The 22,798-nt window shown below is 65.1% G+C and carries 25 protein-coding genes; 16 read left to right on the forward strand and 9 right to left on the reverse strand.

What is annotated here, in order from left to right:
- Positions 1–212: 212 nt before the first annotated feature.
- From FPZ08_RS02270 to dusA, 5 genes are all read left to right on the forward strand, one after another.
- On the forward strand, positions 213–671 hold the full coding sequence (locus FPZ08_RS02270) for an NUDIX hydrolase (RefSeq protein ID WP_146288486.1): 459 nt from the start codon (positions 213–215) through the stop codon (positions 669–671).
- Between the two features lie 287 nt (positions 672–958).
- A complete protein-coding gene (locus FPZ08_RS02275; protein WP_146292870.1) occupies positions 959–1,348 on the forward strand; it encodes a DUF5602 domain-containing protein in 390 nt (129 codons plus the stop codon).
- On the forward strand, positions 1,348–1,875 hold the full coding sequence (locus tag FPZ08_RS02280) for a plastocyanin/azurin family copper-binding protein (RefSeq protein ID WP_146288487.1): 528 nt from the start codon (positions 1,348–1,350) through the stop codon (positions 1,873–1,875). Before FPZ08_RS02275 ends, FPZ08_RS02280 begins: the two co-directional genes overlap by 1 nt.
- Before the next feature lie 13 nt (positions 1,876–1,888).
- The gene (locus FPZ08_RS02285; RefSeq protein ID WP_246132781.1) at positions 1,889–2,605 is read left to right on the forward strand and encodes an RNA polymerase sigma factor; all 717 of its coding nucleotides are present in this window, start codon (positions 1,889–1,891) and stop codon (positions 2,603–2,605) included.
- Positions 2,606–2,706: 101 nt separating this feature from the next.
- Entirely contained in the window at positions 2,707–3,663 is a 957-nt protein-coding gene (gene dusA, locus FPZ08_RS02290) for a tRNA dihydrouridine(20/20a) synthase DusA (RefSeq protein ID WP_246132858.1), read from the forward strand.
- Positions 3,664–3,827: 164 nt separating this feature from the next.
- Here dusA and FPZ08_RS02295 read toward each other — a convergent pair whose 3' ends face one another.
- Together FPZ08_RS02295 and FPZ08_RS02300 are read right to left on the reverse strand one after the other, a co-directional pair.
- Positions 3,828–4,514 (reverse strand): retropepsin-like aspartic protease family protein, encoded by a 687-nt coding sequence (locus tag FPZ08_RS02295; RefSeq protein WP_146288489.1) that lies wholly within the window; start codon positions 4,512–4,514, stop codon positions 3,828–3,830.
- A 223-nt stretch (positions 4,515–4,737) separates the two neighbouring features.
- Positions 4,738–5,568, reverse strand: a complete 831-nt coding sequence (locus FPZ08_RS02300) for an adenosylcobinamide-GDP ribazoletransferase (protein ID WP_146288490.1) — start codon at positions 5,566–5,568, stop codon at positions 4,738–4,740.
- A gap of 66 nt (positions 5,569–5,634) precedes the next feature.
- On the opposite strand from FPZ08_RS02300, the gene cobT reads away from it, so the two are divergent.
- Positions 5,635–6,657, forward strand: coding sequence for a nicotinate-nucleotide--dimethylbenzimidazole phosphoribosyltransferase (cobT, locus tag FPZ08_RS02305; protein ID WP_146288491.1), 1,023 nt, complete (start codon positions 5,635–5,637; stop codon positions 6,655–6,657).
- 4 nt (positions 6,658–6,661) lie between these two features.
- Here the strand turns inward: cobT and FPZ08_RS02310 are convergent, their stop codons facing one another.
- Complete coding sequence (locus FPZ08_RS02310) at positions 6,662–7,090, reverse strand: MarR family winged helix-turn-helix transcriptional regulator (RefSeq protein WP_146288492.1); 429 nt, start codon at positions 7,088–7,090, stop codon at positions 6,662–6,664.
- A gap of 96 nt (positions 7,091–7,186) precedes the next feature.
- Here FPZ08_RS02310 and FPZ08_RS02315 point away from each other — a divergent pair, with 96 nt between their 5' ends.
- Complete coding sequence (locus FPZ08_RS02315) at positions 7,187–8,998, forward strand: chloride channel protein (protein ID WP_146288493.1); 1,812 nt, start codon at positions 7,187–7,189, stop codon at positions 8,996–8,998.
- A gap of 5 nt (positions 8,999–9,003) precedes the next feature.
- Here FPZ08_RS02315 and FPZ08_RS02320 read toward each other — a convergent pair whose 3' ends face one another.
- Positions 9,004–10,530, reverse strand: coding sequence for a sensor histidine kinase (locus FPZ08_RS02320; protein ID WP_146288494.1), 1,527 nt, complete (start codon positions 10,528–10,530; stop codon positions 9,004–9,006).
- Between the two features lie 159 nt (positions 10,531–10,689).
- Here FPZ08_RS02320 and FPZ08_RS02325 point away from each other — a divergent pair, with 159 nt between their 5' ends.
- The 3 genes from FPZ08_RS02325 to FPZ08_RS02335 all read left to right on the forward strand — a co-directional run bounded on the left by FPZ08_RS02325 (position 10,690) and on the right by FPZ08_RS02335 (position 12,260).
- Positions 10,690–11,184 (forward strand): thermonuclease family protein, encoded by a 495-nt coding sequence (locus FPZ08_RS02325; RefSeq protein WP_186767179.1) that lies wholly within the window; start codon positions 10,690–10,692, stop codon positions 11,182–11,184.
- A gap of 189 nt (positions 11,185–11,373) precedes the next feature.
- Entirely contained in the window at positions 11,374–11,853 is a 480-nt protein-coding gene (locus FPZ08_RS02330) for an Lrp/AsnC family transcriptional regulator (protein WP_146292874.1), read from the forward strand.
- A complete protein-coding gene (locus FPZ08_RS02335) occupies positions 11,850–12,260 on the forward strand; it encodes a VOC family protein (RefSeq protein WP_146288496.1) in 411 nt (136 codons plus the stop codon). The genes FPZ08_RS02330 and FPZ08_RS02335 overlap by 4 nt, the downstream gene beginning before the upstream one ends.
- On the opposite strand, the gene FPZ08_RS21820 is transcribed toward FPZ08_RS02335, so the two are convergent.
- From FPZ08_RS21820 to FPZ08_RS02355, 4 genes are all read right to left on the reverse strand, one after another.
- Positions 12,257–12,676 carry a hypothetical protein gene (locus FPZ08_RS21820; protein WP_186767180.1) on the reverse strand — a complete coding sequence of 140 codons (420 nt, stop codon included), beginning with the start codon at positions 12,674–12,676 and terminating at the stop codon, positions 12,257–12,259. The genes FPZ08_RS02335 and FPZ08_RS21820 overlap by 4 nt on opposite strands.
- Positions 12,669–13,220, reverse strand: a complete 552-nt coding sequence (locus tag FPZ08_RS02345) for a dienelactone hydrolase family protein (protein ID WP_246132782.1) — start codon at positions 13,218–13,220, stop codon at positions 12,669–12,671. The genes FPZ08_RS21820 and FPZ08_RS02345 overlap by 8 nt, the downstream gene beginning before the upstream one ends.
- Positions 13,221–13,346: 126 nt before the next feature.
- Positions 13,347–14,360, reverse strand: coding sequence for a GTP 3',8-cyclase MoaA (gene moaA / locus FPZ08_RS02350; RefSeq protein WP_146288497.1), 1,014 nt, complete (start codon positions 14,358–14,360; stop codon positions 13,347–13,349).
- Between the two features lie 99 nt (positions 14,361–14,459).
- On the reverse strand, positions 14,460–15,053 hold the full coding sequence (locus FPZ08_RS02355; RefSeq protein ID WP_146288498.1) for a L,D-transpeptidase: 594 nt from the start codon (positions 15,051–15,053) through the stop codon (positions 14,460–14,462).
- Between the two features lie 250 nt (positions 15,054–15,303).
- Here FPZ08_RS02355 and rpiA point away from each other — a divergent pair, with 250 nt between their 5' ends.
- The 5 genes from rpiA to FPZ08_RS02380 all read left to right on the forward strand — a co-directional run bounded on the left by rpiA (position 15,304) and on the right by FPZ08_RS02380 (position 20,955).
- Positions 15,304–16,008 carry a ribose-5-phosphate isomerase RpiA gene (gene rpiA / locus FPZ08_RS02360; protein ID WP_146288499.1) on the forward strand — a complete coding sequence of 235 codons (705 nt, stop codon included), beginning with the start codon at positions 15,304–15,306 and terminating at the stop codon, positions 16,006–16,008.
- A gap of 14 nt (positions 16,009–16,022) precedes the next feature.
- Complete coding sequence (locus tag FPZ08_RS02365; RefSeq protein ID WP_186767181.1) at positions 16,023–16,550, forward strand: DUF2059 domain-containing protein; 528 nt, start codon at positions 16,023–16,025, stop codon at positions 16,548–16,550.
- A gap of 108 nt (positions 16,551–16,658) precedes the next feature.
- Positions 16,659–18,038 (forward strand): glutathione-disulfide reductase, encoded by a 1,380-nt coding sequence (gorA, locus tag FPZ08_RS02370; protein WP_146288501.1) that lies wholly within the window; start codon positions 16,659–16,661, stop codon positions 18,036–18,038.
- Between the two features lie 301 nt (positions 18,039–18,339).
- Positions 18,340–19,716, forward strand: a complete 1,377-nt coding sequence (locus FPZ08_RS02375) for a class II 3-deoxy-7-phosphoheptulonate synthase (protein ID WP_146288502.1) — start codon at positions 18,340–18,342, stop codon at positions 19,714–19,716.
- 108 nt (positions 19,717–19,824) lie between these two features.
- Positions 19,825–20,955: an HWE histidine kinase domain-containing protein gene (locus FPZ08_RS02380; RefSeq protein ID WP_146288503.1), complete on the forward strand. Its 1,131-nt coding sequence runs from the start codon at positions 19,825–19,827 to the stop codon at positions 20,953–20,955.
- 6 nt (positions 20,956–20,961) lie between these two features.
- Here the strand turns inward: FPZ08_RS02380 and FPZ08_RS02385 are convergent, their stop codons facing one another.
- The gene (locus tag FPZ08_RS02385) at positions 20,962–21,387 is read right to left on the reverse strand and encodes a response regulator (protein WP_146288504.1); all 426 of its coding nucleotides are present in this window, start codon (positions 21,385–21,387) and stop codon (positions 20,962–20,964) included.
- 652 nt (positions 21,388–22,039) lie between these two features.
- Between FPZ08_RS02385 and FPZ08_RS02390 the strand changes: the two genes are divergently transcribed.
- The gene (locus FPZ08_RS02390; protein WP_146288505.1) at positions 22,040–22,591 is read left to right on the forward strand and encodes a hypothetical protein; all 552 of its coding nucleotides are present in this window, start codon (positions 22,040–22,042) and stop codon (positions 22,589–22,591) included.
- Positions 22,592–22,798: the final 207 nt, after the last annotated feature.

Here is a 22,798-nt window from a genome sequence, read left to right on the forward strand (position 1 = left end):
CTGACGTGCCCCGCCTGCGCTTGCCGCCGGCTGACGCCACGCGCCCGGCTTTGCCGCGCGTGCCGCGATGGGCCGTCGCACGATAAGGCAACACACATGGCCAAGCGTAATGGCAATCGCGAAATGAAAAAACCCAAGCAGATCAAGGACAAATCGTCAGCCGTCAATTCGGTGTCCGAGCTCGCCGGCAAGCGGGCGCCAGCGGGCCGAAAATGACCACTCGGCACCAGGCCGAACCGACCACCGCCGCCGAAACCTCGGCGCGGCAGGTCGCGGCCCTGGTCTGGCGGCAGGCCGGCAGCGGCATCGAAGTCCTGCTGGTCACCTCGCGCATCAGCGGCCATTGGCTGTTGCCGAAAGGCTGGCATATCGAGGGCAAGACGCCGGCTGACTCGGCCTTGCAGGAGGCATTCGAGGAAGCCGGCGTCCAGGGCGAATCCGGCACCGAGCCGATCGGCGCCTTCGATTATCGCAAGATCCGCAAGCAGGGCGACGCCCTCGATTGCACGGTCGACGTCTTCGCCGTCCGGCTGCGCCGCCTGCTGGGCGACTGGCCCGAAAAGCCCCAGCGCCGCCGCGCCTGGTTCACCCTCGCCGAAGCTGCCGCCCGCGTAACCGAACCCGACCTCGGCCGCTTCCTGCAGCAATGCTCGCTCGCGGGCCTGTCCTGACGCCGGCCCCCCTCTCCCCTCGTGGAGAGGGGGGAAATCCGCGTCCAGCGGATTTCCGGGTGAGGGGGCTGCGCTCACCCATGCTTCACGGCCAGCGGATAGCTCGCCCCCTCATCCGCCCTTCGGGCACCTTCTCCCACGAGGGGAGAAGGTGAAAGCCCCGGCGACAGCACCACCCGGGAACCTTTCCCGCCCCACACCATCCAATGGTTCAGAACAGCGGCACAGGCCGCCGTCGAACCAGGAGATGCCAAGTGAAAGTCCTCGCCCTTGCCACTGCTGCCCTCATGCTGGGCGCGCTGCCGGCGCTGGCCCATGATGTGCCGGCCGATATCGCCAAGGCCCCGCCCGCGGGCAGTTTCGCCGCCGTCAGTGGCCTGGTCCCGCTGCCCGATTTCCTGCCCGGCATGGGCCAGCTCTTCGTCGATCCGGCCACCCTGCCGGCCGGCCCGTTCCTGGCCTATGACCACGATGGCGCCCTGGTCAGCACCATCTACATGCTGCCCATGAAGGACCTCAATCCCGACAACCGCTTCGAAGACCTCGCGGCGCCCGGCGGCAATGTCGACCACGTCGATGTCTACTACAATGCCGGCCATCCCGGCGTCGAAGAGCCCCATATCCATGTCGTGCTCTGGCATGTGCCGGTCGCCGACGAAGCCCGGGTGGCGCAGTGATGCTCACGCGTCGCAACATCTTGCAGGTCGGCGGGGTCACCCTCGCCGCCTTTGCCGTCCGCCCTCTCGTCGCGCTGGGCGCCGATACCATCGATCTGGCCATGACCGGCCGGCCCGACGGCTCCGATGTCTGGTTCGACCCCATCGGCATCCATATCCAGCCCGGCCAGACCATTCGCTGGACCAATCAGGATGCGGGCAATGCCCATACCGCGACCGCCTATCACCCGTCGATCTTCGACCGCCCGCAACGCATCCCCGATGGCGCCGAACCTTGGGATTCGGACTATCTCCTGCCCGGCGAGACGTTCTCGGTGACGCTGATCGTGCCGGGGGTCTATGATTATTACTGCCTGCCGCATGAGCATGCGGGCATGGTCGGCCGCATCGTGGTGGGCGACGCGCCAGCGGCGGATTATCCCGCTACGGTGACGGATGCCGCCCTCACCGCTCTGCCGGATGTCGCCCTGGCCAATTTCCCCGCCATTGCCGATATCCTGGCTGGTGGCACGATACGGCACGAATGAGGTTATGGGCGTCATGGATATGATCGCGACCGAACAGGCCACGGCCGAAAGCGAAACCGCCCTTGTCGCGCAGGCGCGGCAGGGCAGCGAAACCGCCATCCGCCGCCTCATCAAGGCCAATAACCAGCGCCTGTTCCGCGTGGCGCGCGGCGTGTTGCGCAATGATGCCGAAGCCGAGGATGTGGTCCAGGCCACCTATGTGAAGGCCTTCACCCATCTCGATACCTTCCGCGAAGAGGCCCGCTTCACCACCTGGCTCACCCGCATCGCCCTCAACGATGCCCTGGGCCGCATGCGCAAGCGCCGCACCACCACGGACCTCACGGCGCTCGACGCCGCCGCCCAGACCGATACCGGCCTTGCCGCCCTGTTTCCGATCTCCCTTGTGCCCCTTCCCGCCGATAGCGAGGCTGACCGAACCGAAATGCGCAAATTGCTCGAACACGCCATTGACGAGCTACCCGAAGCCTTCCGGCTCGTCTTCATCCTCCGCGATATCGAAGGCCTGTCGGCCGCCGAGGCCGCCAGCCAACTCGCCATCAAGCCGGAAACGGTCAAGACCCGCCTGCATCGGGCTCGCCAATTGCTGCGCGCCACCATCGAACAGCGCATTGCCGGCTCCTTCGCCGACGTCTTCCCCTTCGACGGCGCTCGTTGCGACAACATGGCCGACCGCGTCATCGCAACCCTGTCATCCCGTGGCGGCCTTGGTCGCGCGCCGGTCGTATAGTATAGGTGCGCGCCAATCTGGAGCGCATCCCCGACGTGCAAAGCCTCGACGCCGCAAACAAGCCCGACCTGACCCGCGCCCGCCGCTTCAGCGTGGCGCCGATGATCGACCTAACGGATCGGCATTGCCGCTATCTGCATCGCCTCCTCACGCGCGAAGCCCTGTTGTTCACCGAGATGATCACCGCCGCCGCCATCGTGCATGGCGATGCGCATCGCCATCTGCGCCTCAATGACGAGGAGGCGCCCGTCGCCCTGCAATTGGGCGGCTCCGATCCGGCTGAACTGGCCCAGGCTATCAGTCTTGCCGAAGACTACGCCTATGCCGAAATCAACCTCAATGTCGGCTGCCCCTCCGACCGGGTCCAGTCCGGCCGCTTCGGCGCCTGCCTGATGGCCGAGCCCGACCTGGTGGCCGATTGCGTCCGCGCCATGCGCGACACCACCGACCGGCCCGTCACCGTCAAATGCCGCATCGGCATCGATGATCAGGATACCGAGCAGAGCCTCGACCGCTTCGCCGATGCCATGGTCGCCGCAGGTGTCGATGCCCTCTATGTCCACGCCCGCAAGGCCTGGCTCAAGGGCCTTTCCCCCAAGGAAAACCGCACCATTCCGCCGCTGGACTACGATCGCGTCCATCGCCTCCGCGCGCGCCTCGCGCCCTTGCCCGTCATGATCAATGGTGGCCTCGAAACACTCGACGCCGCCGAAGCCGAAATGGCCCATATGGACGGCGTCATGCTCGGCCGCGCCGCCTATCACACCCCCATGCTGCTGGCCGAAGTCGACCGCCGCTTCTTCGGCATCGCCACCGAGCCGGCGACAATCGAAGCCGTCATGCAGGCCATGGCCGCCTATGCCGACCGCGAGGCCGAAGAGGGCACGCGCATCAACGCCATCACCCGCCACATGCTCGGCCTCGCCAACGGCCTGCCCGGCGCCCGCCAGTTCCGCCAGATCCTCAGCGTCGACGCCTGCAAGCCCGGTGCGGATTCCACGGTCATGTCACGCGCCCTCGAAGCCGTCACCCGCCCGCGTTTGGCGGAGGCCAGCTAAACCGGTGCGCTACGGGGAAGCGCTAAACTCTCCCACCCACAATCGCCTCCCGCGGACTTGATCCGCGGGTCACTCTCAGTACGGCACAAGCGGCAAGAGACCCCCGGATCAAGTCCGGGGGAGGCGCTGGTGGGTGGGAAAGAACGTGCCTACCTGAGGCCCCCTCAATCCTGCAGCTCCAGCGAGTTCTGCGTCACGCTGTACCGGCTCAGCGTTTCCAGGAATGTCATGCCCAACAGGCTCGTTTCCAGCGCCCCGCCTTCGGTGACAAACGCCACCACCCGCTCCCGCACAATGCCGCCCACCTCGATCCGGTCCAGCCGTACCCGCGCCGCCCGCCCGGTGCCATTGGCGGTGGAAACCGGAATGGTGAAGGCCAGCCCGTCGGTATCGATCCCCGCCGCCTCGGCATCGGCAATGGTCAGCACCACCGCGCTCGCGCCGGTATCGAAAATCATCGGCGTCGTATGGCCATTGACCGTGGCATTGATCTCGAAATGCCCGCCCATGCCGCGCCGGAACGTCGCCAGCCCCTGTTCGGCATCGACCACGGCAACCTCCGGCCGGAACTCCCCGGCCACCCGCGCCGCCACATTGGTCAATTCGTCCCGATAGGCATAAGTCAGTGCCGCGACACCAAAAATGCCGACCCAGAGCAACACGCTGCCCATCAGCTCCGACGCCTTGCGCCGCCGCGTGAACACCCCGCCCGCAATGACGATGAGGATCACCAGCAGGGGCACCAGTTGCGCCGTCTGCGCCTGCGTCAGCCCCACCATGCTTCCCGCATCGGCGCTGATCAGCAGCGCCAGCCCCACCGCGACAACCAGCGCAATGCCGATAAAGATCATGCCTGCGCCTCCGGCCGGTTCGTGTTTTCCATCAATACGATAAAGGCAGCGCTTACGCCAATTTCAAGGCCCGTCCCTTATATGGTCCCCCCACCGACCGTCACCCACTGACCGTCACCCTCGGGCTTGACCCGAGGGCTCTACACTTGCGGAGCGCCCGGTTAGTACAGAGCCCTCGGGTCAAGCCCGAGGGTGACATGTGGTGGCTGGGCGAAATCGGGTTTCAGACAAACCCCACCAACCCAGCCAGCACCGCAATTTCCACCAGCGCCCCCAGCGCCCCGATCAGGTCCCCGGTCTGCCCGCCCACCAGCCGCCGGCACAACGCCGTCCATCCGGCAATCACACCCACCGCCAGCAACAGCGCCGCCCCCAGCCCCACCAAACTCGTCGCCGGGCCGCCCAGCAGAAACAGCAGCACCACGGCAAACACCGCGCCCACCGCAAAGCCCTGCACCGGCAACCGCCCCGCCGTAGCCGAAGCCCCATCCGCCCGCGCCGGCGGCAAGGCCACCGCCACCCACAACGCGCCCGACCGCCCGACAATGCTCGCCGCCAGCCAGATCGCCCCCGCCGTCAGCGGATTGATATCAGCAACCGCCCCCAGCGCCGTCACCCGCAACAGCAGGAACAGGCAGAGCGCAGCCACGCCATACGTGCCATGCCGGCTGTCCTTCATGATCTCCAGCCGCCGCTCGACCGTGTGCCCGCCAAACAGTCCGTCCGCCGCATCGGCCAGAGCATCCTCGGCCATCGCCCCGCTGGCCAGCACCATGGCGCCCACCGCCAGAGCCGCGGCAAAATAGCTCGGCAGCCCGAGCAGCACCGCCCCGATCAGCAGCAAAGCCGGCACGATGCCGATGGCCGTGCTGGCCAGCGGCAGCGCCATGGCGATCCGCCCGAGATCCGGTGTCTGGTGCGGCGAATCCCCCGTCGGCAGCCGCGAAAAGAACCGCATTGCCATGATGAAATCGGCCCGCAGGCCAAGGCCGCCGACCGGCGCACGCGGGCTGCTGGGTTCGTCCGGCTCGATGGAAGGCTCGTTGGCGTTCAATTGCTTTTCGTCCCGCGATCGGCAACAAGGTCGCGTCCTTCCTAGCCAAAATCAGGCCGACTCGCCATGCCCCCGCTCAGCCCCGCCTATGCCGATGTCATTGAGCTCCTGACCCTGCCGCCCGATGGCGACGAAGCGGCCGTTGCCGCCGTTCGCGCCCGCGATGCGCAGCTCACCAAGCCATCAGGCTCGCTCGGGGCGCTGGAAGGCCTGGTCGAATTCCTCGCGCGCTGGCAGGGCAGGGCGCAGCCCCGGCTCGACAATCCCATGGTCACCATTTTCGCCGCCAATCACGGCGTGACCGACCAGGGCGTCTCCGCCTTCCCGCGTGAGGTGACGGCACAGATGGTCGCCAATTTCACCAATGGCGGCGCCGCCATTTCCCAGATTTGCGCTCTGCACGAAATCAACCTGCGTGTGTTCGAACTGGCGCTGGAAATGCCCACCGGCGACATCACACTGGAACCCGCGCTCGACGATAAGATGTGCGCCGCCACCATCGCCTATGGCATGGAAGCCATTGCCGGTAAGCCCGACCTGATCTGCCTGGGCGAAATGGGCATCGGCAACACCACCGTCGCCGCGGCCATCTACGCTGCCCTCTATGGCGGCAGCGGCGCCGACTGGGTCGGCCGCGGCACCGGCGTCGATGACGCCGGCTTGACCCGCAAGGCCGACGCTGTCGATCGCGCGCTGGCCCACCACGCCGGAACCCTCGATCATCCGCTCGCCATCCTCGCCCGTCTCGGCGGCCGCGAAATCGCGGCCATGCTCGGCGCCCTCATCGCCGCCCGCCACCAGAAAGTCCCCGTCATCGTCGATGGCTTCGTCGCCACCGCGGCTGCCGCCATCGCCCACGCGGTCAATCCGGCTGCCATCGATCACTGCCTCTTCGCCCACACCTCGGCCGAGAGTGGTCATGCCCGCGCCCTCGAAGCCATGGGCCAGAAAGGCCTGCTCGATCTCGGCATGCGCCTGGGCGAAGGTAGCGGCGCAGCCCTTGCGGCCGTCCTCGCCAAGACGGCGCTCCACCTCCACAACAACATGGCCACTTTCGAAAGTGCTGCCGTCAGCGGCAAGGACGCCTGAGCGTTTAGCCTCGTCGTTCCAGCGCCTGCAGCAGCGTGATCAGCTCCGGCGCAAGCTGCCGCATTTCGCGCAGATGCGCCACGGTCAGTGACCCGAGCAGCGCCTCTGCCTTGCCGGTCAGCGCCAGCGTCTGGCGCCGCCGATCGTGCTTATCGACTACCCGCGCCACCAGCCCACCATCGGCCAGCCGATTGACCAGCTCGGTGGCCGTTTGCGGCGCGATCAGCAATTGCTCGGCCAGCACGCCCACGCTCATCGGTGCCGGGCCGGCATGGCCCTTGATCGTCAGTAGCGCCTGATGTTGCTGCGGCGGCAGGCCGGCGGCCTGCGCCGCACGCGAACTGAAAGCCGTGAACTGGCGTAGCGCGAAGCGGAACCGCGACAGCACCTCATAGTCCGACTGGCTCAGTCGCTCCGGCTCGGCGCTCTGCATGGCTGCTACCCTCCTGGTCAGGATTGAAATATATCGTGATACGATATAACCGGCGCGTCATCTCATCCCAATAGCATGCCCCAGCGAGGACGACATATGCAGGACCGCGCCACCACCGCCCCGTCAGGTGCGCAAACCAGTGGGTCAGCCGCCTCGCGCCGTCTCGCTGATTTCACCACCGATCGGCGTGTTCTCCTGCTGATTGCCATGGCTGTGGTGATCGGCACGGCAGCCTCGGTGGCGGCCTTTCTGCTGGTCGAGCTGATTTCGCTGGTGTCCAACCTGATCTGGCTCGGCCAGTTCAGCACCGCCCCCTTGCACATGGATGCCGTGGCGCGCTCCCCCTGGATGGTGCTGGCGCCCGTTGTCGGCGGGCTGGTGATCGGCCTCATGGCGCGCTTCGGCTCGGACAAGATTCGCGGCCACGGCATTCCCGAAGCCATCGAGGCCATCCTGATCGGCGGCAGCTTGATGTCGCCCAAGGTCGCCGTGCTCAAGCCCCTGTCCTCGGCCATTTCCATCGGCAGCGGCGGCCCCTTCGGCGCCGAAGGCCCGATCATCATGACCGGCGGCGCCATCGGCTCGCTCTTCGCCCAGCTGTTCCATCTCAGCGCCGCCGAGCGCAAGACGCTGCTCGTGGCCGGCGCCTCCGCCGGCATGGCGGCAATCTTCGGCACGCCCATGGCCGCCGTGCTGCTGGCCGTCGAACTGCTGCTGTTCGAATGGAAGCCGCGCAGCTTCATTCCGGTGGCCGTCGCCTGCATGGTCTCCATGGCCTGGCGTCCGCTGATGTTCGGCACCGGCCCGCTGTTTCCGGCCGATGTCACCTTCGACCTGCCCTGGTGGGGCCTGCTGCTCTGCGCTGGCCTGGGCATTCTCTCCGGCCTGCAATCGGGCCTGCTGACCAATCTGCTCTACAAGGCCGAAGATCTGTTCGAGCGCCTGCCCATCCACTGGATGTGGTGGCCCGCCATCGGCGGTGTCGTCGTCGGCCTCGGCGGGCTGATCGAACCGCGCGCTTTGGGTGTCGGCTATGACGTGATCGCCGATCTCGCCGCAGGCGACGCTGTGGTCCAGGCGGTCATCGCCGTACTGCTGGTCAAGGCGGTCATCTGGCTCGTGGCCCTGTCCTCGGGCACATCAGGCGGCGTCTTGGCACCATTGCTGATCCTGGGCGGCGCTTTGGGCTATCTCGTCGGCCAGTTCCTGCCCGGCGATCCGGCGCTCTGGGCCCTGCTCGGCATGGGCGGCATGATGGGCGGCACCATGCGCGCCCCGCTGACCAGCACGCTGTTCATCCTCGAACTGACCGGCGATATCGGCCTGCTGATCCCGGTCTTCACCGCCGCCGTCGCCGCCTATGGTTTCACCGTGCTGGCCCTGCGCCGCTCCATCCTCACCGAAAAGATCGCCCGCCGTGGCCGCCACCTCACCCGCGAATACGGCACCGATCCCTTCGAAATGACCCGCGCCTTCGAGATCATGGTCAAATCCGTCGATACTTTGCCATCGGCCATGCCCGTCGAAGACGCCGCGGTCTTTTTCGGCCAGCCCGAACATGCCCACCGCTCCTATCCTGTCGTGCTGGACAATGGCGTGCCGGTCGGCATGGTGTCCCGCGCCGATGCCCTGCGCTGGCAGGCTGGCGACGATCACGCCGGCCAGACGCTTTACGATGTGGTGTCCGACGTCTCGCTCACCGTGGCCCACCCCGATGATCTGGTGGGTCGCGTGACCGACCTGATGGTCGCCGCCGATATGGGCCGCATTCCCGTCGTCGATCCCGCCACCCATGCCCTGGTCGGCCTCATCGCGCGCAAGGATATCCTCCGCCTGCGCAGCGCCAGCCTGACCGAGGAAAGCGAGCGCCGCGCCTTTCTGGGCCGTTCGGCGCAAGCGAGGAAATAGGGGGATCAGCCGGCTTCCGAGAAGATTTCTAGCCGGTTGCGCTTCTCCACCACCGGCGCCAGCGCGTCCATCACGCGGGCGCGGGGGAAGGTGGCGATCACTTCGGTGCCGAAGCGCAGCTTGCTGAACAGGTCGAACCGGCCCTGATGCAGTTCCATGATCTTCTGCACGATGGGCAGGCCCAGGCCCGCGCCCTGTTCGGCAGTCTTCTGCGCCAGAGAACCCTGGCCGAAGGATGAGAGCACGGTCTCGATCTCGTCCTCGGGAATGCCCGGTCCATTATCCTTGACCGAAATGAACTGTCCGCCATCGCCGCTCCGCGTCACCACCAGCACCACCTTGCCATGCTGCGGCGTGAACTTGATGGCATTGCTGAGAAGGTTCAGCACCACCTGGCGGATGGCGCGCTCGTCGCCCCAAAGTTTGGGCAGGTTGTTGCCGATATTATAGACCAGCTCGATGCCCTTGGATTTGGCGCGCAGCTCCATCATGCGGCGGCAATCCTCGGCGATATCGACCAGCGACACCACTTCCTCGTTCAACTCGTACTTGCCCGCCTCGATGCGGCTGAGATCCAGCAGCTCGTTGATCAGGTTGAGCAAATGCTGCCCGCTGCCATGGATGTCCCCCGCATATTCCTTGTATTGCGGCACCTGGTGCGGCCCCAGCAATTCCGATTTCAGCACTTCGGAAAAGCCGATAATGGCGTTGAGCGGCGTGCGCAGCTCATGGCTCATCGTGGCGAGGAATTGCGACTTGGCGATATTGGCCTGTTCGGCATGGCGCCGCGCCTCGTCCGACATGTGCCGGGCTTCTTCCAGCTCGCCGATCAGCGCATCTTTTTCCGCCTGGTGCGAAATGGTTTCGAGCTCGGTGCCGTGCAGCTGGCGGGCCAGGTAGACGAAGAAGATTTCGCCGCAAATGGCCACTGCGGCCAGCGTATAGTTGAGCGTGCCGCCCAGCGCGATGAGATTGGCCGAAACCGTCAGCGTCACCGGCAGCGTGCTCATCAGCGTGGCCGGGGGCAGGGTATGGGTCGCCACCGCATTGGCCGCCACGCTCACCAGCACCATGGCAAACATCACAGGCGTCAGCGTCGCCGGCTCCGCCACCAGCGTGAACAGCGCCAGCAATGACCAGGCTAGGCCATAAACCGTTTCCCCTGCCACGAATGTCGTGGTCCAACGGCTCGCATTGAACTTGGATGGATCGCTGGTCTTGAAGCGCCGCGCCATCAGCACGACGATCAGCAGGCTCAGGATCACCAGCCCCGCCCAGAGCGAGGTGAAGACGACGGGCACCCACAGGCTCGCCACGACGGAAAGAATGACCACGATAGCCGCCATGGGCAGTGCCGCATTGAGGCGGGACTGCGCATAGTCATGCATCAGTTCGAAATCGAAATCGGCGCGCGTACCCGAGCTCGAGGTCAGGCGCTGGCGCGCATCCAGCACGGTCTTCTGCGCCGTGCGCTTGCTGTCCCGTCCCATCTGGGAACGGACGTCATCGATGACAGCCGGCTGCGACGCCATGGAACTCGTACTCGTTACTAAATGATGCGAACAGAACACACATTCGCTACGCTCGGGACGACACTAGCGAGCGCGTAGTTAACAGGTGGTGAAATCCTGCAGCGACGAAGCCGGCGCAATGCCATCTTTCGCGGCCCGGGCGGGGCAGTCCTCGCCGTAGTGGTCCTGGCCGTTATCGCCGTCGTCGCGGCGGCGCTCGATTCCCCACCGCCACCGGTCGCCGGCCAGGCCCGCGTCAGCGACGGCGACAGCTTCCGCCTGGGCGAGAAGCGCATTCGCCTGCTTGGCCTCGACGCCCCCGAACTGGCGCAGAGCTGCACCGCCGCCGATGGCCGGACCTGGCCCTGTGGCCGCGCCGCGCGCGACCGCATGGCGCAATTTCTGGCCGCCGGCCCCGCCGATTGCCGCCCCGAAGACACCGACCAATATGAACGCCTTCTCGCCACCTGCAGCGTCGGCGGCCACGACCTCGGCGCCACTATGGTTGCCGAGGGCCTCGCCATCTCCGCCGGCCGCTACTGGACCGAAGAAGCCGCCGCCCGCAACCACCGCCTCGGCATCTGGGCCGGCGATTTCGACGCTCCCCGCACCTGGCGCGACGACCACCCCCGCCCACAGGGCATCAGCGGCTGGCTCTCCGCCCTGGGCCTTTGATGCAGAGACCTCATGGTGAGCCCGTCGAACCACGAGGTCGGGCGAGTGGAGGCTGCACCCCTGCGCCACCACATCACTTGATCTGCGCAAGTTTATTGCTAAACTTGCCCGGACGTGGCACGCATTGCGCCAATTTCGGATTAAATTGCGCCGGAATTGGAAATCAGATTTCGTGGGGGCATTATGGCACTGGACAAGATCGACCGAAAAATTCTCACGCTCCTGCAAAAGGATGCCACCATGCCGGTGGCCGAAATCGGCCGCAAGGTGGGGCTCTCCACCACGCCGTGCTGGCGCCGTATCCAGAAGATGGAAGAGGATGGCGTCATCCAGCGCCGCGTCGCCGTGCTCGACCCCGCCAAGGTCAATGTCGGCGTCACCGTCTTCGTCTCGGTCAAGACCAACGAGCACAACGACACCTGGATGCGCAAATTCTCCGGCGTCATCGACGAATTCCCCGAAGTGGTCGAATTCTACCGCATGAGCGGCGAAGTCGATTACCTGATGCGCGTCGTCGTGCCCGATATCGGCGCCTATGATGCCTTCTACAAAAGGCTCATCAGCAAGATCAACCTGACCGATGTCAGTTCCGCCTTCGCCATGGGCCAGATCAAATACACCACGGCCCTCCCGCTCGATTTCGCCATCGTGGTCGACGACGACAAATGACGGGCCTGGTCGGTTTCGAGCATGTCGGCATGACGTCCGGCAACCTGGACCGGACCATCGCCTTTTATTGCGACCTGCTGGGCCTCACTTTGGCCCAGCGCAAGCAGAACGACCGCGGCGAGATGGCCTTCCTCGATACCGGCAGCGGCATGCTCGAAATCGCCTGTCCAGCCGCCCAGATTGCCCGCTCCCGCGACGTGCCGCCCCATGAAGCCGGCCTGCGCCACCTGACCTTCGCCTTCGAAAGTGTCGACGCGATTTTCGCCAAGCTCGAAGCCGCCGGCGTCGAAATCCTCGAACGCCCCCGCGCCGCCGTCAACACCGCCCTGATCAAACGCGTCGCCTTCGTCCGCGACCCCGATGGCATCATCATCGAACTGATCGAACGCGCCGAGGGCAGGGGCTAGGCAAGATCCAACCCCGCAATCGCCTCCCCCAGCACCACCAGCATGTCCCGCCGCTCCCCATCCGGCAGCGCCAGTCGCAGCCGCTGTACGCTGTGGTCATTGTAGAGGCTCACCATGAAATCCTCGACACCAAGGGCGCCATAGTCGGCGATCGGTACCGCAACCGCCTCGGTCACCACAGCCATCCCGTCACGCCCCGCGCAAAGCGCCATCACCAGCCCCAGCGCCGGGTGCGCCGCCGCCAGTTCCGCCCGATAGGCAAGGATATCCTCCGCCCCTTCCACGGCAAACATCCGGTCCGCGAAGGCATCGATCAGCGCGGCCACCAGCATCGCCTTGCGCCGCGACAAGGGGGCTGCCTGCAGGCTGCGCCATTCCGCCTCGATATAGGCCCGATGCTGGCTCAGCCTATCCAAGATGCTTGCGGAAGAAGTCGAGCGTGCGCGCCGAGGCCTTGGTGCAGGCCGCCTCGTTAAAATTGCCCGGCCGGTCGCTGTTGCAGAAGCCGTGGCCGGCCGGATAGGTATAGATATCCGCCTCGGCATGCCGCGCCTTCAGCGCCTCGATCTGCTCCAGCGGAATGCCCGTATCCCGGTCGCCGAAATGCATCTCGATGGGAATGCGGGGCGCCAGCTCGATATAGTTCGGCACGCCGCCGCCATAATAGCCCGAGGCCGCGCTGAGCCCGATCCCCTCATGCGCCGCCGCCCGCCAGCTCACGGCACCGCCGAAGCAATAGCCGGTAATGCCCACCTTGCCGCCGGCCTTGGCCGCGCCGATGGCCGCTGTCACGTCCAGCATGGCCGTCTTGTGGTCGAATTTCTTCATCAGCTCGCCGATAATGGCAAACTGCTCCGGCGTGTAATTGTCGCTTTCGTAGCCGAACTCGACCCGATCGAACATGGCCGGCGCCACTGCCAGAAAGCCATGCCGGGCAAAACGGTCCACCACGCCGCGCACGAAATTGTTGAGCCCCCAGACCTCCTGGATGACAACAACCCCGCCGCGCGGCGCCCCTCCGGTTCGGCGCGATACGCGTTGAGGGTAAAGCCGTCACTGGCCGTCAATGTAATCCGCTCGCCCATTCTAGCCTCCCGTAACACTCATATGCCGCCCCAGCGCCGGTTCCGGCCGGCTGCGGTCGATGACGAAATCATGCCCCTTGGGCTTGATCAGCATGGCATGGTCCAGCGCCGCATCCAGCGCCGCCGGCCCGCCGTCGCGCAGCGCATCGCGCAAATTCACCTGGTCGTCCTGCCCCAGGCACAGATAGAGCTGCCCGGCCGCCGTCAGCCGCACCCGGTTGCAGCTCTCGCAGAAATTGTGGCTCATCGGCGTGATGAAGCCCAACACGCCATTGGTCTCGGCCACATGCACATAGCGCGCCGGCCCGCCGGTGCGCTTGTCGAGCTTGCTCAGCGTATAGCGTCGCGCCAGAAGGTCATGCAGTTCGCGCAGCGGCAGGTAGCTGTCGACCCGGTCGATGCCCACTTCGCCCAGCGGCATGCCCTCGATCAGCGTCAGTCCCATCCCGCGCCCATGCGCCCATGCCATCATGGGCTCGATTTCGTCGTCATTGACGCCGCGCATCGCCACCATGTTGATCTTGATGGCCAGTCCCGCCGCCTGCGCGGCATCAATTCCATCAAGCACGTCCGCGATCCGCCCGCGCCGCGTGATGGCGCGGAACCGTTCCGCGTCCAGCGTATCGAGCGAAACATTGAGCCGCCGCACGCCCGCATCGGCCAGCCCTTGGGCATGCCTGCGCAACTGGCTGCCATTGGTGGTCAGCGTCAGCTCATCGAGCCCATGTCCGATCCGCCCGCCCAACGTCGTCACCAGTTCCATGATATCGCGCCGCACCAGCGGCTCGCCCCCGGTCAGCCGGATTTTGGTCACCCCTCGCGCGATGAAGGCTCCGGCTATGGCCTCGATTTCCTCGAAGCTCAGCACGTCCTTCTTGGGCAGGAAGGTCATGTCTTCGGCCATGCAATAGACGCAGCGGAAATCGCAGCGATCCGTCACCGAAATGCGCAGATAGGAAATATGCCGTCCAAAGGTATCGACAAGCGGCCGGGCAGGGGAGGTCACAGCATTCATGGCGCCAACCTACATCCTGTCCGGCGGCTTTCAAAGCCGGCTCAAAACAAAAGGGCCGCCGAAACGGCAGCCCTCGAATTTGCGCGGGAGGCGCTTGTACTAGTGGTTGACGACAATCAACGCGCCAACCTTCACGCGTTCATAAAGATCGGTGACGTCGTCATTGGTCAGCCGGATGCAGCCCGACGACACGGCCTGGCCGATGGACCAGGGTTCGGACGTGCCATGCACGCGATAGAGGGTCGAGCCGATATAGAGCGCGCGGGCGCCCAGCGGATTGTTCGGGCCGCCTTCCATATAGGCCGGCAGGTCCGGCACGCGCTTGCGCATCTGCGGCGGCGGGGTCCAGCCGGGCCATTCCGCCTTGCGGGTAATGCGGTGGGTGCCCGACCAGGTAAACCCGTCCCGGCCCACGCCGATGCCGTATTTCATCGCCTTGCCGTCTTCGAGCACGAGATAGAGCCGCCGCTCGTCGGTCTCGATGACAATGGTGCCGGGCTTGTGGTTGGTTTCGTAGTTGACGATTTCCTTGCGGACCGGGCTGCCGCCGCGCGAACTCTGCACGATCGTCGACTCGTCTACCCATTCTGCGCTGTTGCGGTCGTAGACGAGCGCCGCCGTTGCGGGCAGGACGCTGCTAGCCGACAAGATAATCGACAGCCCGATCGCTATCGTTGACTTGAAATTGAACATCTGACGACTTGGCCTCTGGAATAGAGCGGGATTCGCCCGCTGCAATAATTGCGGGTGCTTACGCCCTTTGGGAAATAGCGAAAAGAGGCAACCGCCCCGGAATCGCCACACTCGCGCCACGTTCGCAAAATTGTGTTGCCAGCAGGTTACAGTTATCATTCACCAATCCGTGATCCACGCCCAAAGGCGGCATTGACAGGCAGGCCATCCCTTGCGATGGCCCTGCTAAATTTACCGCGCGAGGGCGACTATGAGTGAAGATCTGAAGCGGCAGGCGGCTGCCATGGCGCTGGCCGAAATACGGTCCGGCATGCGGCTCGGCCTCGGCACCGGTTCCACCGCCTGGCACTTTGTCGATCTGCTGGGCGAAAAGGTCGCCGCCGGCTTCGAATGCATCTGCGTGCCCACGTCCGAGGCCACCGCCCGCCAGGCCGAGGCGCTCAACATTCCCCTCTCCGATCTCGAAACCCTCGACCGGCTCGACCTCACCGTTGATGGCGCCGACGAGATCGATCCCCAGCTCAACCTCATCAAGGGCGCCGGCGGGGCCCTGCTGCGCGAAAAGATCGTTGCCGACGCCTCCGATGCCATGGTGGTCATCGCCGATGCGTCCAAGCTGGTGCAGACACTGGGCGGTCGCTTTCCGCTGCCGGTGGAGGTTAACCGCTTCGGCCTGGGCGCCACGCGCCGCGCCGTGGCCGAGCTCATCGAGCATCACGGCACCGGGGGCAACCTGCGCCTGCGCGAGACGTCGCCTGGCACGCCCTTCGTCACCGATGGCGGACACCTCATTCTCGATGCTTTTTTTGGCCGCATTTCGCAGCCAGAAGCGCTGTCGCGCGACTTGCTCGACATCGCCGGGGTGGTCCAGCACGGGCTTTTCCTTAAAATGTGCAAGACGGCTTATGTGGCGACGCCGGATGGCGTAAAAGCGCTGACGAGCGGCACGAACTGATGGACCGAGACAAGATGGCTATTTCGATGATGACCGGTGTTATGACGCGCGCACGGGCGCTGTTGGCTGTGGCGCTGAGCGCCGCCATGCTCGTGGTTGCGGTTCCCGCAATGGCGCAGGAAGTGCCGCCCGAGCAACTGGCGCTTGCGCGCAAATATATCGACCTGACCGACCGCGCCGCCGTCTACGAGATCACCCTCGTCGAGATCGGCATCGGCACCATGCGCCAGATCGTGCAGCAGAATCCCGAAATCATGGACGAAACTGACGCCGCCGTCGGCAAGGTTCTGGAAGAGTACAAGGAACGCAAGGGTGAACTGCTCGACCAGTTCGCGCGTGTCTATGCCGTGCGCTTCACCGTCGAAGAGCTGCAGGAAATCGTCGCCTTCTACGAAACGCCGACCGGCAAGAAACTGGCCCAGGCCAATACCGAGGTGAATTCCGACCTCCAGGCCGTGCTCCAGGTCTTCACCAACAACACGCGCTCCGAATTCTTCGCCAAGGTCCGCGCCGAACTGCGCGCTCAGGGCTTCGAAGTCTAGTCATTGCTGCATGGCAGACATCCGGCCCCGCCTTGTGCGGGGCCTTTTTTTATGCGAAGTGCCATCCAATATATCGCCATATGCCGATGATTACTCCGGGAGCCGCCGATGACCGATAGTTATGATCTCGTCGTTATCGGTGCCGGCTCCGGCGGCGTTCGCGCTGCCCGCATGGCCGCCACCTATGGCGCCAAAGTCGCCATTATCGAAGAGTTCCGCGTCGGCGGCACCTGCGTTATCCGCGGCTGCGTACCCAAGAAGCTCTATGTCTACGCCGCCCGCTTCCACGACATGTTCGATGTGGCCCAGAGCTTCGGCTGGCAGGTCGATGCCTCCTTCGATTGGCCGACCCTGGTCGCCGCCAAGGAAAAGGAAATCACCCGCCTTGAGGCCGCTTATGTGGCCAATCTCGAAAAACCGGGCGTCGAGATCATCCGCGATCGTGGCCTGGTCACGGGTCCCAATGGCGTCCACCTCGTGGGGCAGGGGCGTGACCTGACGGCGAAATACATCCTCGTCGCGACCGGCGCACATCCCTTTGTCCCGCCCATTCCCGGCGCCGAGCTGGCCATCACCTCCAATGAGGCCTTTGATCTGCCCGCGCTTCCGCATTCCATCCTCATCGAGGGCGGCGGCTATATCGCCGTGGAATTCGCCACCATTTTCGCGGGCCTCGGCGTCGACACCACGATCATCTATCGCGGCGACTGCATCCTGCGCGGCTTCGACGAGGACATGCGCCGCGGCCTCGAAGCCGGTCTCACCGACCGCGGCATCAAGCTGATCTATCAGACCACGATCAAGTCGCTCGCCAAGCACGGCAAGGACATTAGCGCCACCTTCAGCGATGGCGTCACTGCCCCCTATGGCGCCGTCATGTTCGCCACCGGCCGCAATCCCAATGTGCGCGGCCTCGGCCTGGACAAGGCCGGCGTCAAGTTGACCCCCATGGGCGCCATCGCCGTCGATGCCTGGTCGCAGTCCTCGGTGCCCTCGATCTATGCCGTCGGCGATGTCACCGGCCGCGCCGCGCTGACCCCCGTGGCCATCCGCGAAGGCTGGTACTTTGCCGAAACCGTCTTCAACGACAACAAGCTGGCCGTCGATCACTCCCAGATCCCCACCGCCGTCTTTTCCGATCCCGAAATCGGCGTCATCGGCCTCACCGAGACCGAAGCCGCCACCCATGGCGATATCGACGTCTACCTCGCCCGCTTCCGCCCGATGATGAACACGCTCTCCACCCGCACCGAGCGCATGATCCTGAAGCTCATCACCGAAAAGGATGGCGGCAAGGTCCTGGGCTGCCACATCCTGGGATCCGGCGCCGCCGAAATGATCCAGCTCGTCGCCATCCCCATGGGCATGGGCGCGAGCAAGGCCGACTTGGACCGCGCCATCGCCCTCCACCCAAGCGCCGCCGAAGAACTCGTCACCTTCAAGGCCCCCACCTACACCTATCGCGACGGCGAGAAGATCGGCGGCTGAGCGCTGTTCGGAACTCCATGCCACCCAAGAGTGGAGCCCTCCTCGCCCCTTGCGGGAGAGGGTGATTTTTGCGGCGTTCAGCCGCGAAAATCGGGTGAGGGGGCCTGCGCCATCCCATGCTTCAACGCTGATGGATAACGCAGGACCCCTCATCCGCCCTTCGGGCACCTTCTCCCGCAAGGGAGAAGGGAGCTCCGTGCCACCACCCCAACCAATTGCCACCCCGAATACCCTTGTCCCCCATCCCCAGCCTTGGTATTCCGCCCTGCAACAGCAGTAACGCGCGTGAGCGAGACCGAACATGACCACCTGGACCCCCGATAGCTGGCGCGCCAAGCCCATTTCCCAGGTGCCGGCCTATCCCGATGCCGCCGCTCTGGCCGAAGCCGAGCGCCAATTGGGCACTTTCCCGCCGCTGGTCTTTGCCGGCGAAGCGCGCGACCTCAAGAGCCGGCTCGCCGCCGTCGCCAATGGCGAGGCCTTCCTGCTGCAGGGCGGCGATTGCGCCGAGAGCTTTGCCGAACACGGCGCCGATCACATCCGCGACTTCTTTCGCGTCTTCCTGCAGATGGCGGTCGTGCTGACCCACGGCGCCAGCAAGCCCGTGGTCAAGGTCGGCCGCGTCGCTGGCCAGTTCGCCAAGCCGCGCTCCGCCGATACCGAAACCATCGATGGGGTGGAACTGCCCTCCTATCGCGGCGACATCATCAACGACATCGGCTTCACCGAAGCCTCGCGCGTCCCCGATCCCGACCGCATGCTGCAGGCCTATCGCCAGTCTGCCGCCACGCTCAACCTGCTGCGCGCCTTCTCCATGGGCGGCTATGCCGAACTGACCCGCATCCACGAATGGACCGTGGGCTTCATGAAGGGCTCCAACTGGTATCCGCGCTACGAGGAAGTCGCCCGCAAGATCGATGACGCCATCACCTTCATGGGCGCCCTCGGCCTCAACCCCGACAATACGCCGGCCCTGCGCCAGACCAGTTTCTTCACCAGCCACGAAGCCCTGCTGCTCGGCTATGAGGAAGCGCTGACCCGCCGCGACTCCATCACCAATGACTGGTACGCCACATCAGGCCACATGCTGTGGATCGGCGACCGCACCCGCCAGCCCGATGCCGCCCATGTCGAATATTTCGCCGGCATCCATAATCCCATCGGCATCAAATGCGGCCCCTCGCTGTCAAGCGACGACCTGCTGCGCCTGCTCGACCGCCTCAATCCCACCGATGAAGCCGGCCGCATCACCCTGATCAGCCGCTTCGGCTCCGACAAGATCCAGGCCAACCTGCCGCGCCTGATCGAAACCGTGCAGAAGGCCGGCCGCACCGTCGTCTGGTGCTCCGACCCCATGCATGGCAACACCATCAAGGCCTCGACCGGTTACAAGACCCGCCCCTTCGATCGCGTCCTCAGCGAAGTGAAGTCCTTCTTCGAAATCCACCGCGACATGGGCACCTATGCCGGCGGCGTGCATATCGAGATGACCGGCGATGACGTCACCGAATGCGTCGGCGGCGTTTCGGCGGTTACCGAGGCCTCTTTGTCGGACCGCTACAACACCTATTGCGACCCCCGCCTCAATGCCAGCCAGGCGCTCGAACTGGCCTTCCTCGTCGCCGAGGAAGTCCATGCCCAGAAGCCGCCGCACCAGCATCTGGCGGCCGGCGAATAATTTGGCTGCGGACCGAAACCGCAGGCCGGGCTCCGCGTTACCTGTCGGGCGCGGGGCCGCTCTATGATACGGTTTCGTGCCTTCCCTCGGTCGTCATGAAAGCCGCTTATGCCCAGGTCCTTGTTTCCCAGCGCCAGCCCCGAGACGCGGCAACGCCTTGAGCAGGATGCAACGCTCAAGCTGGTCAACGAGTATGACTGGGCGGCCAATCCGCTAGGGCCTATTCCCGCCTGGCCGCAAAGCCTCAAGGGCGCCGTGCGCGTCATGATGGCGGCGTCCATTCCCATGGTCATGCTGATCGGGCCTGACGGCATCCTGATCTACAACCAGGCCTATGCCGAATTTGCCGGCAACCGCCACCCGGCCATTTTCGGCCAGCCGGCCGTCGAAGCCTGGCCCGAGATCGCCGAGTTCAACCGCCACAAGATCGAAATGGGCCTGCGCGGCGAGTCCCTGATCCTGCGCGACCAGGAACTGGTGCTCAACCGGCATGGGCGGCTCGAATCCGGCTGGATGAACCTGCATTACAGCCCCGTTCTCGATGAAACCGGCATACCCATGGGCACGCTCTGCATCGTCCATGAAACCACCGGCCGCGTTCTGATGGCCGAAGAGCGCGAACTGGTTTCCCAGGAGCTCAGCCACCGCATCAAGAATATCTTCGCGGTACTGACCGGCATCATCAGCCTCTCCGCGCGCAGCCGTCCCGAAGTCCGGGCCTTTGCCGATGAACTGCGCCAGCGCATCTACGCCCTGGGCGAGGCGCATGACTTCGTCCGCCCCCACAGCCACGGCTCCAATCCGCCCGACAATCAGGACTCGCTCCGCTCGCTGATCGATCGCCTGATGCAGCCCTATCGGCAGGACGGGCAGGATCGCATTGCGTTCCACGGCGAGGATGCGACCATCGACGATGGTGCCGCGACGCCGCTGGCGCTGCTGTTCCACGAATTGGCCACCAACGCCGCCAAATACGGCGCCTTGTCCACTCCAGGGGGCAGGGTGAGCCTCACCGGCCGGGCCGGCGACGAATACTATCACCTGACCTGGAAGGAAGTCGGCGGTCCGCCGGTATCAGGTGATGCCGAGCTGAGCGGCTTCGGCTCGCGCCTCATCACCCTTAGCATCGAAGGCCAGTTGCGTGGCCGAATGGAGCGGATATGGGAACCCGACGGGTTGCGGGTCGAGATCGACCTGCCGGTCGATGCGCTGCGCCGTTCCGCCCGGCTGCAATCCTGACCGCGATCAGTTCGCGGCGCCTGCCGATTTGTAGCCGTTGAACAGTTTCAGCCGCGGCGGCGGGGTTGCCTCGGTGGCGTCATGCCGTGCCACGGCATAGGCCACGGCGGCCCGCAGGTCGCGGTCGGTCACCGGCTTGGGCAACACGCCCACCGTGCCCGGCACGCCATCGCCCAGTTGCGACGGATTGGCCGTCATGAACAGCACGGTCACTCCATGCGTCTGCGCCAGCACATGGCCGATGCGGATGCCGGTAGGGCCATCCCGCAGGTTGAGGTCGACCAGCGCCACATCCGCCTGCGCCGCCAGCGACAGCGCCGAGCGCTCATCCGCGGCGATTCCGACGGCCGTAAAACCCATCTCCTCGATCACATGCTCGATTTCGGCAGCGACGAAAATCTCGTCCTCCACCACCAGTATTTTCCGCTTCATCACACTAACTCTTCGTCGCACAACGCCTTCTGGCTCGGGGGCAACTCCCCAATGCGGTGTCAGTTGCCCGCGTAGGCGCATATTCGGGCGCCATGCGATCAACTCTGCGCTCCCCCGGTTACCAAAGTCCCAATCATCCTGCCTTTCCCGCTTAGCGGAAACTTAACCCTAATGCTTGATAAACGCGGGACACCCCATGCGGTGGGACCGATCCCGGAGGATACGATGAAGCGCTCCCTTCAAGGCACCGTGGCCATGCTGGCGCTTTGCCTGGCGGCCCCCGCTTTGGCTGCCGACTATTTCGCGCCCCCCCGATCTGCGCCCCGCCTATCCCAATACCTGGGAACAGCCCGACGACTCGATCCGCTTCGAATACGGCGTCGCCTACTGGTATTCCTGGGGCGGCCAGAATGCCGGCTTCAGCTCCGCTTTCGGTCCCGTCAACCTCAGCGTCCGCGATCAGACCCATATCGGCGAACTGCATGGCAAGATCGAGGATCTGTCGACCCAGACCTATGTCGCCGCCCGCGCCGGCCTGGGCTTCCACACGTCAGGCACCTACGAAATTTCTCCCGCTTCCTCGGGCGATATCGGCCGCGACTCCCGCATCGGCTATGTCGGCGGCGATTTCGGCTGGCTGCCCTTTGGCACCATGAGCGAAGGCTTCGCCGCCGGCGCCCTGGTCGGCTATCAATACTGGAAAGACGCCCCCGCTATCGGCACCGGCCAATATGCCGTCGCCTTCGATCCGGTGACCGGCGCGCCGACCGCAATGGGCGAAGCCCGCGACGATTTCGACATTCACGCCCTGCGCCTCGGCGTCAAGGGCACGGCCGAGTTCGACATGTTCGACATTCAGGCCGAAGCCGCCTGGATTCCCTATGCCCATGTGAGCGGTGCCCTTGGCGGCAGCGCGCCCGGCGGCTTCAACTTCCCCGGTGTTCCGGTCACCGTCTATGAAAATGCCCAGACCACGCTCAGCGGTCGCGGGCAGGGCGTCATGCTCGAAGCCATGGCAGGCTTCCACCCCACCGAAAACCTGGCCCTACGCATCGGCGGCCGCGCCTGGTACCTCGAAGGCAATCTGGACGCCGTCTTCAACGGCACCGCCGGCGGCGTCGCCCAGCCCACCATGACCTTGCCCTCCACCTACGCCTCCCTCTTCCGCTACGGCCTCCGCGCCGAACTCACCGGCAAATTCTAGCGCCTGGTTCTAGCCTCCGCCGGGATCTCAGAGACCTCATGGTGAGCTTGTCGAACCACGAGGTCGGGTGCGCCGATCTTGCCACGACCTCGTCCTGCGACAGGCTCAGGATGAGGTCTACTGGGACGCCGCACCGTTTAGCCCCGTCATCGCATCCATGCGCACAGCCCTATGGCTCATCGCCCATCCCGATGCTATTGGCAGGCA

This window comes from Devosia ginsengisoli (assembly GCF_007859655.1).
Classification (GTDB): Bacteria; Pseudomonadota; Alphaproteobacteria; order Rhizobiales; family Devosiaceae; genus Devosia; species Devosia ginsengisoli.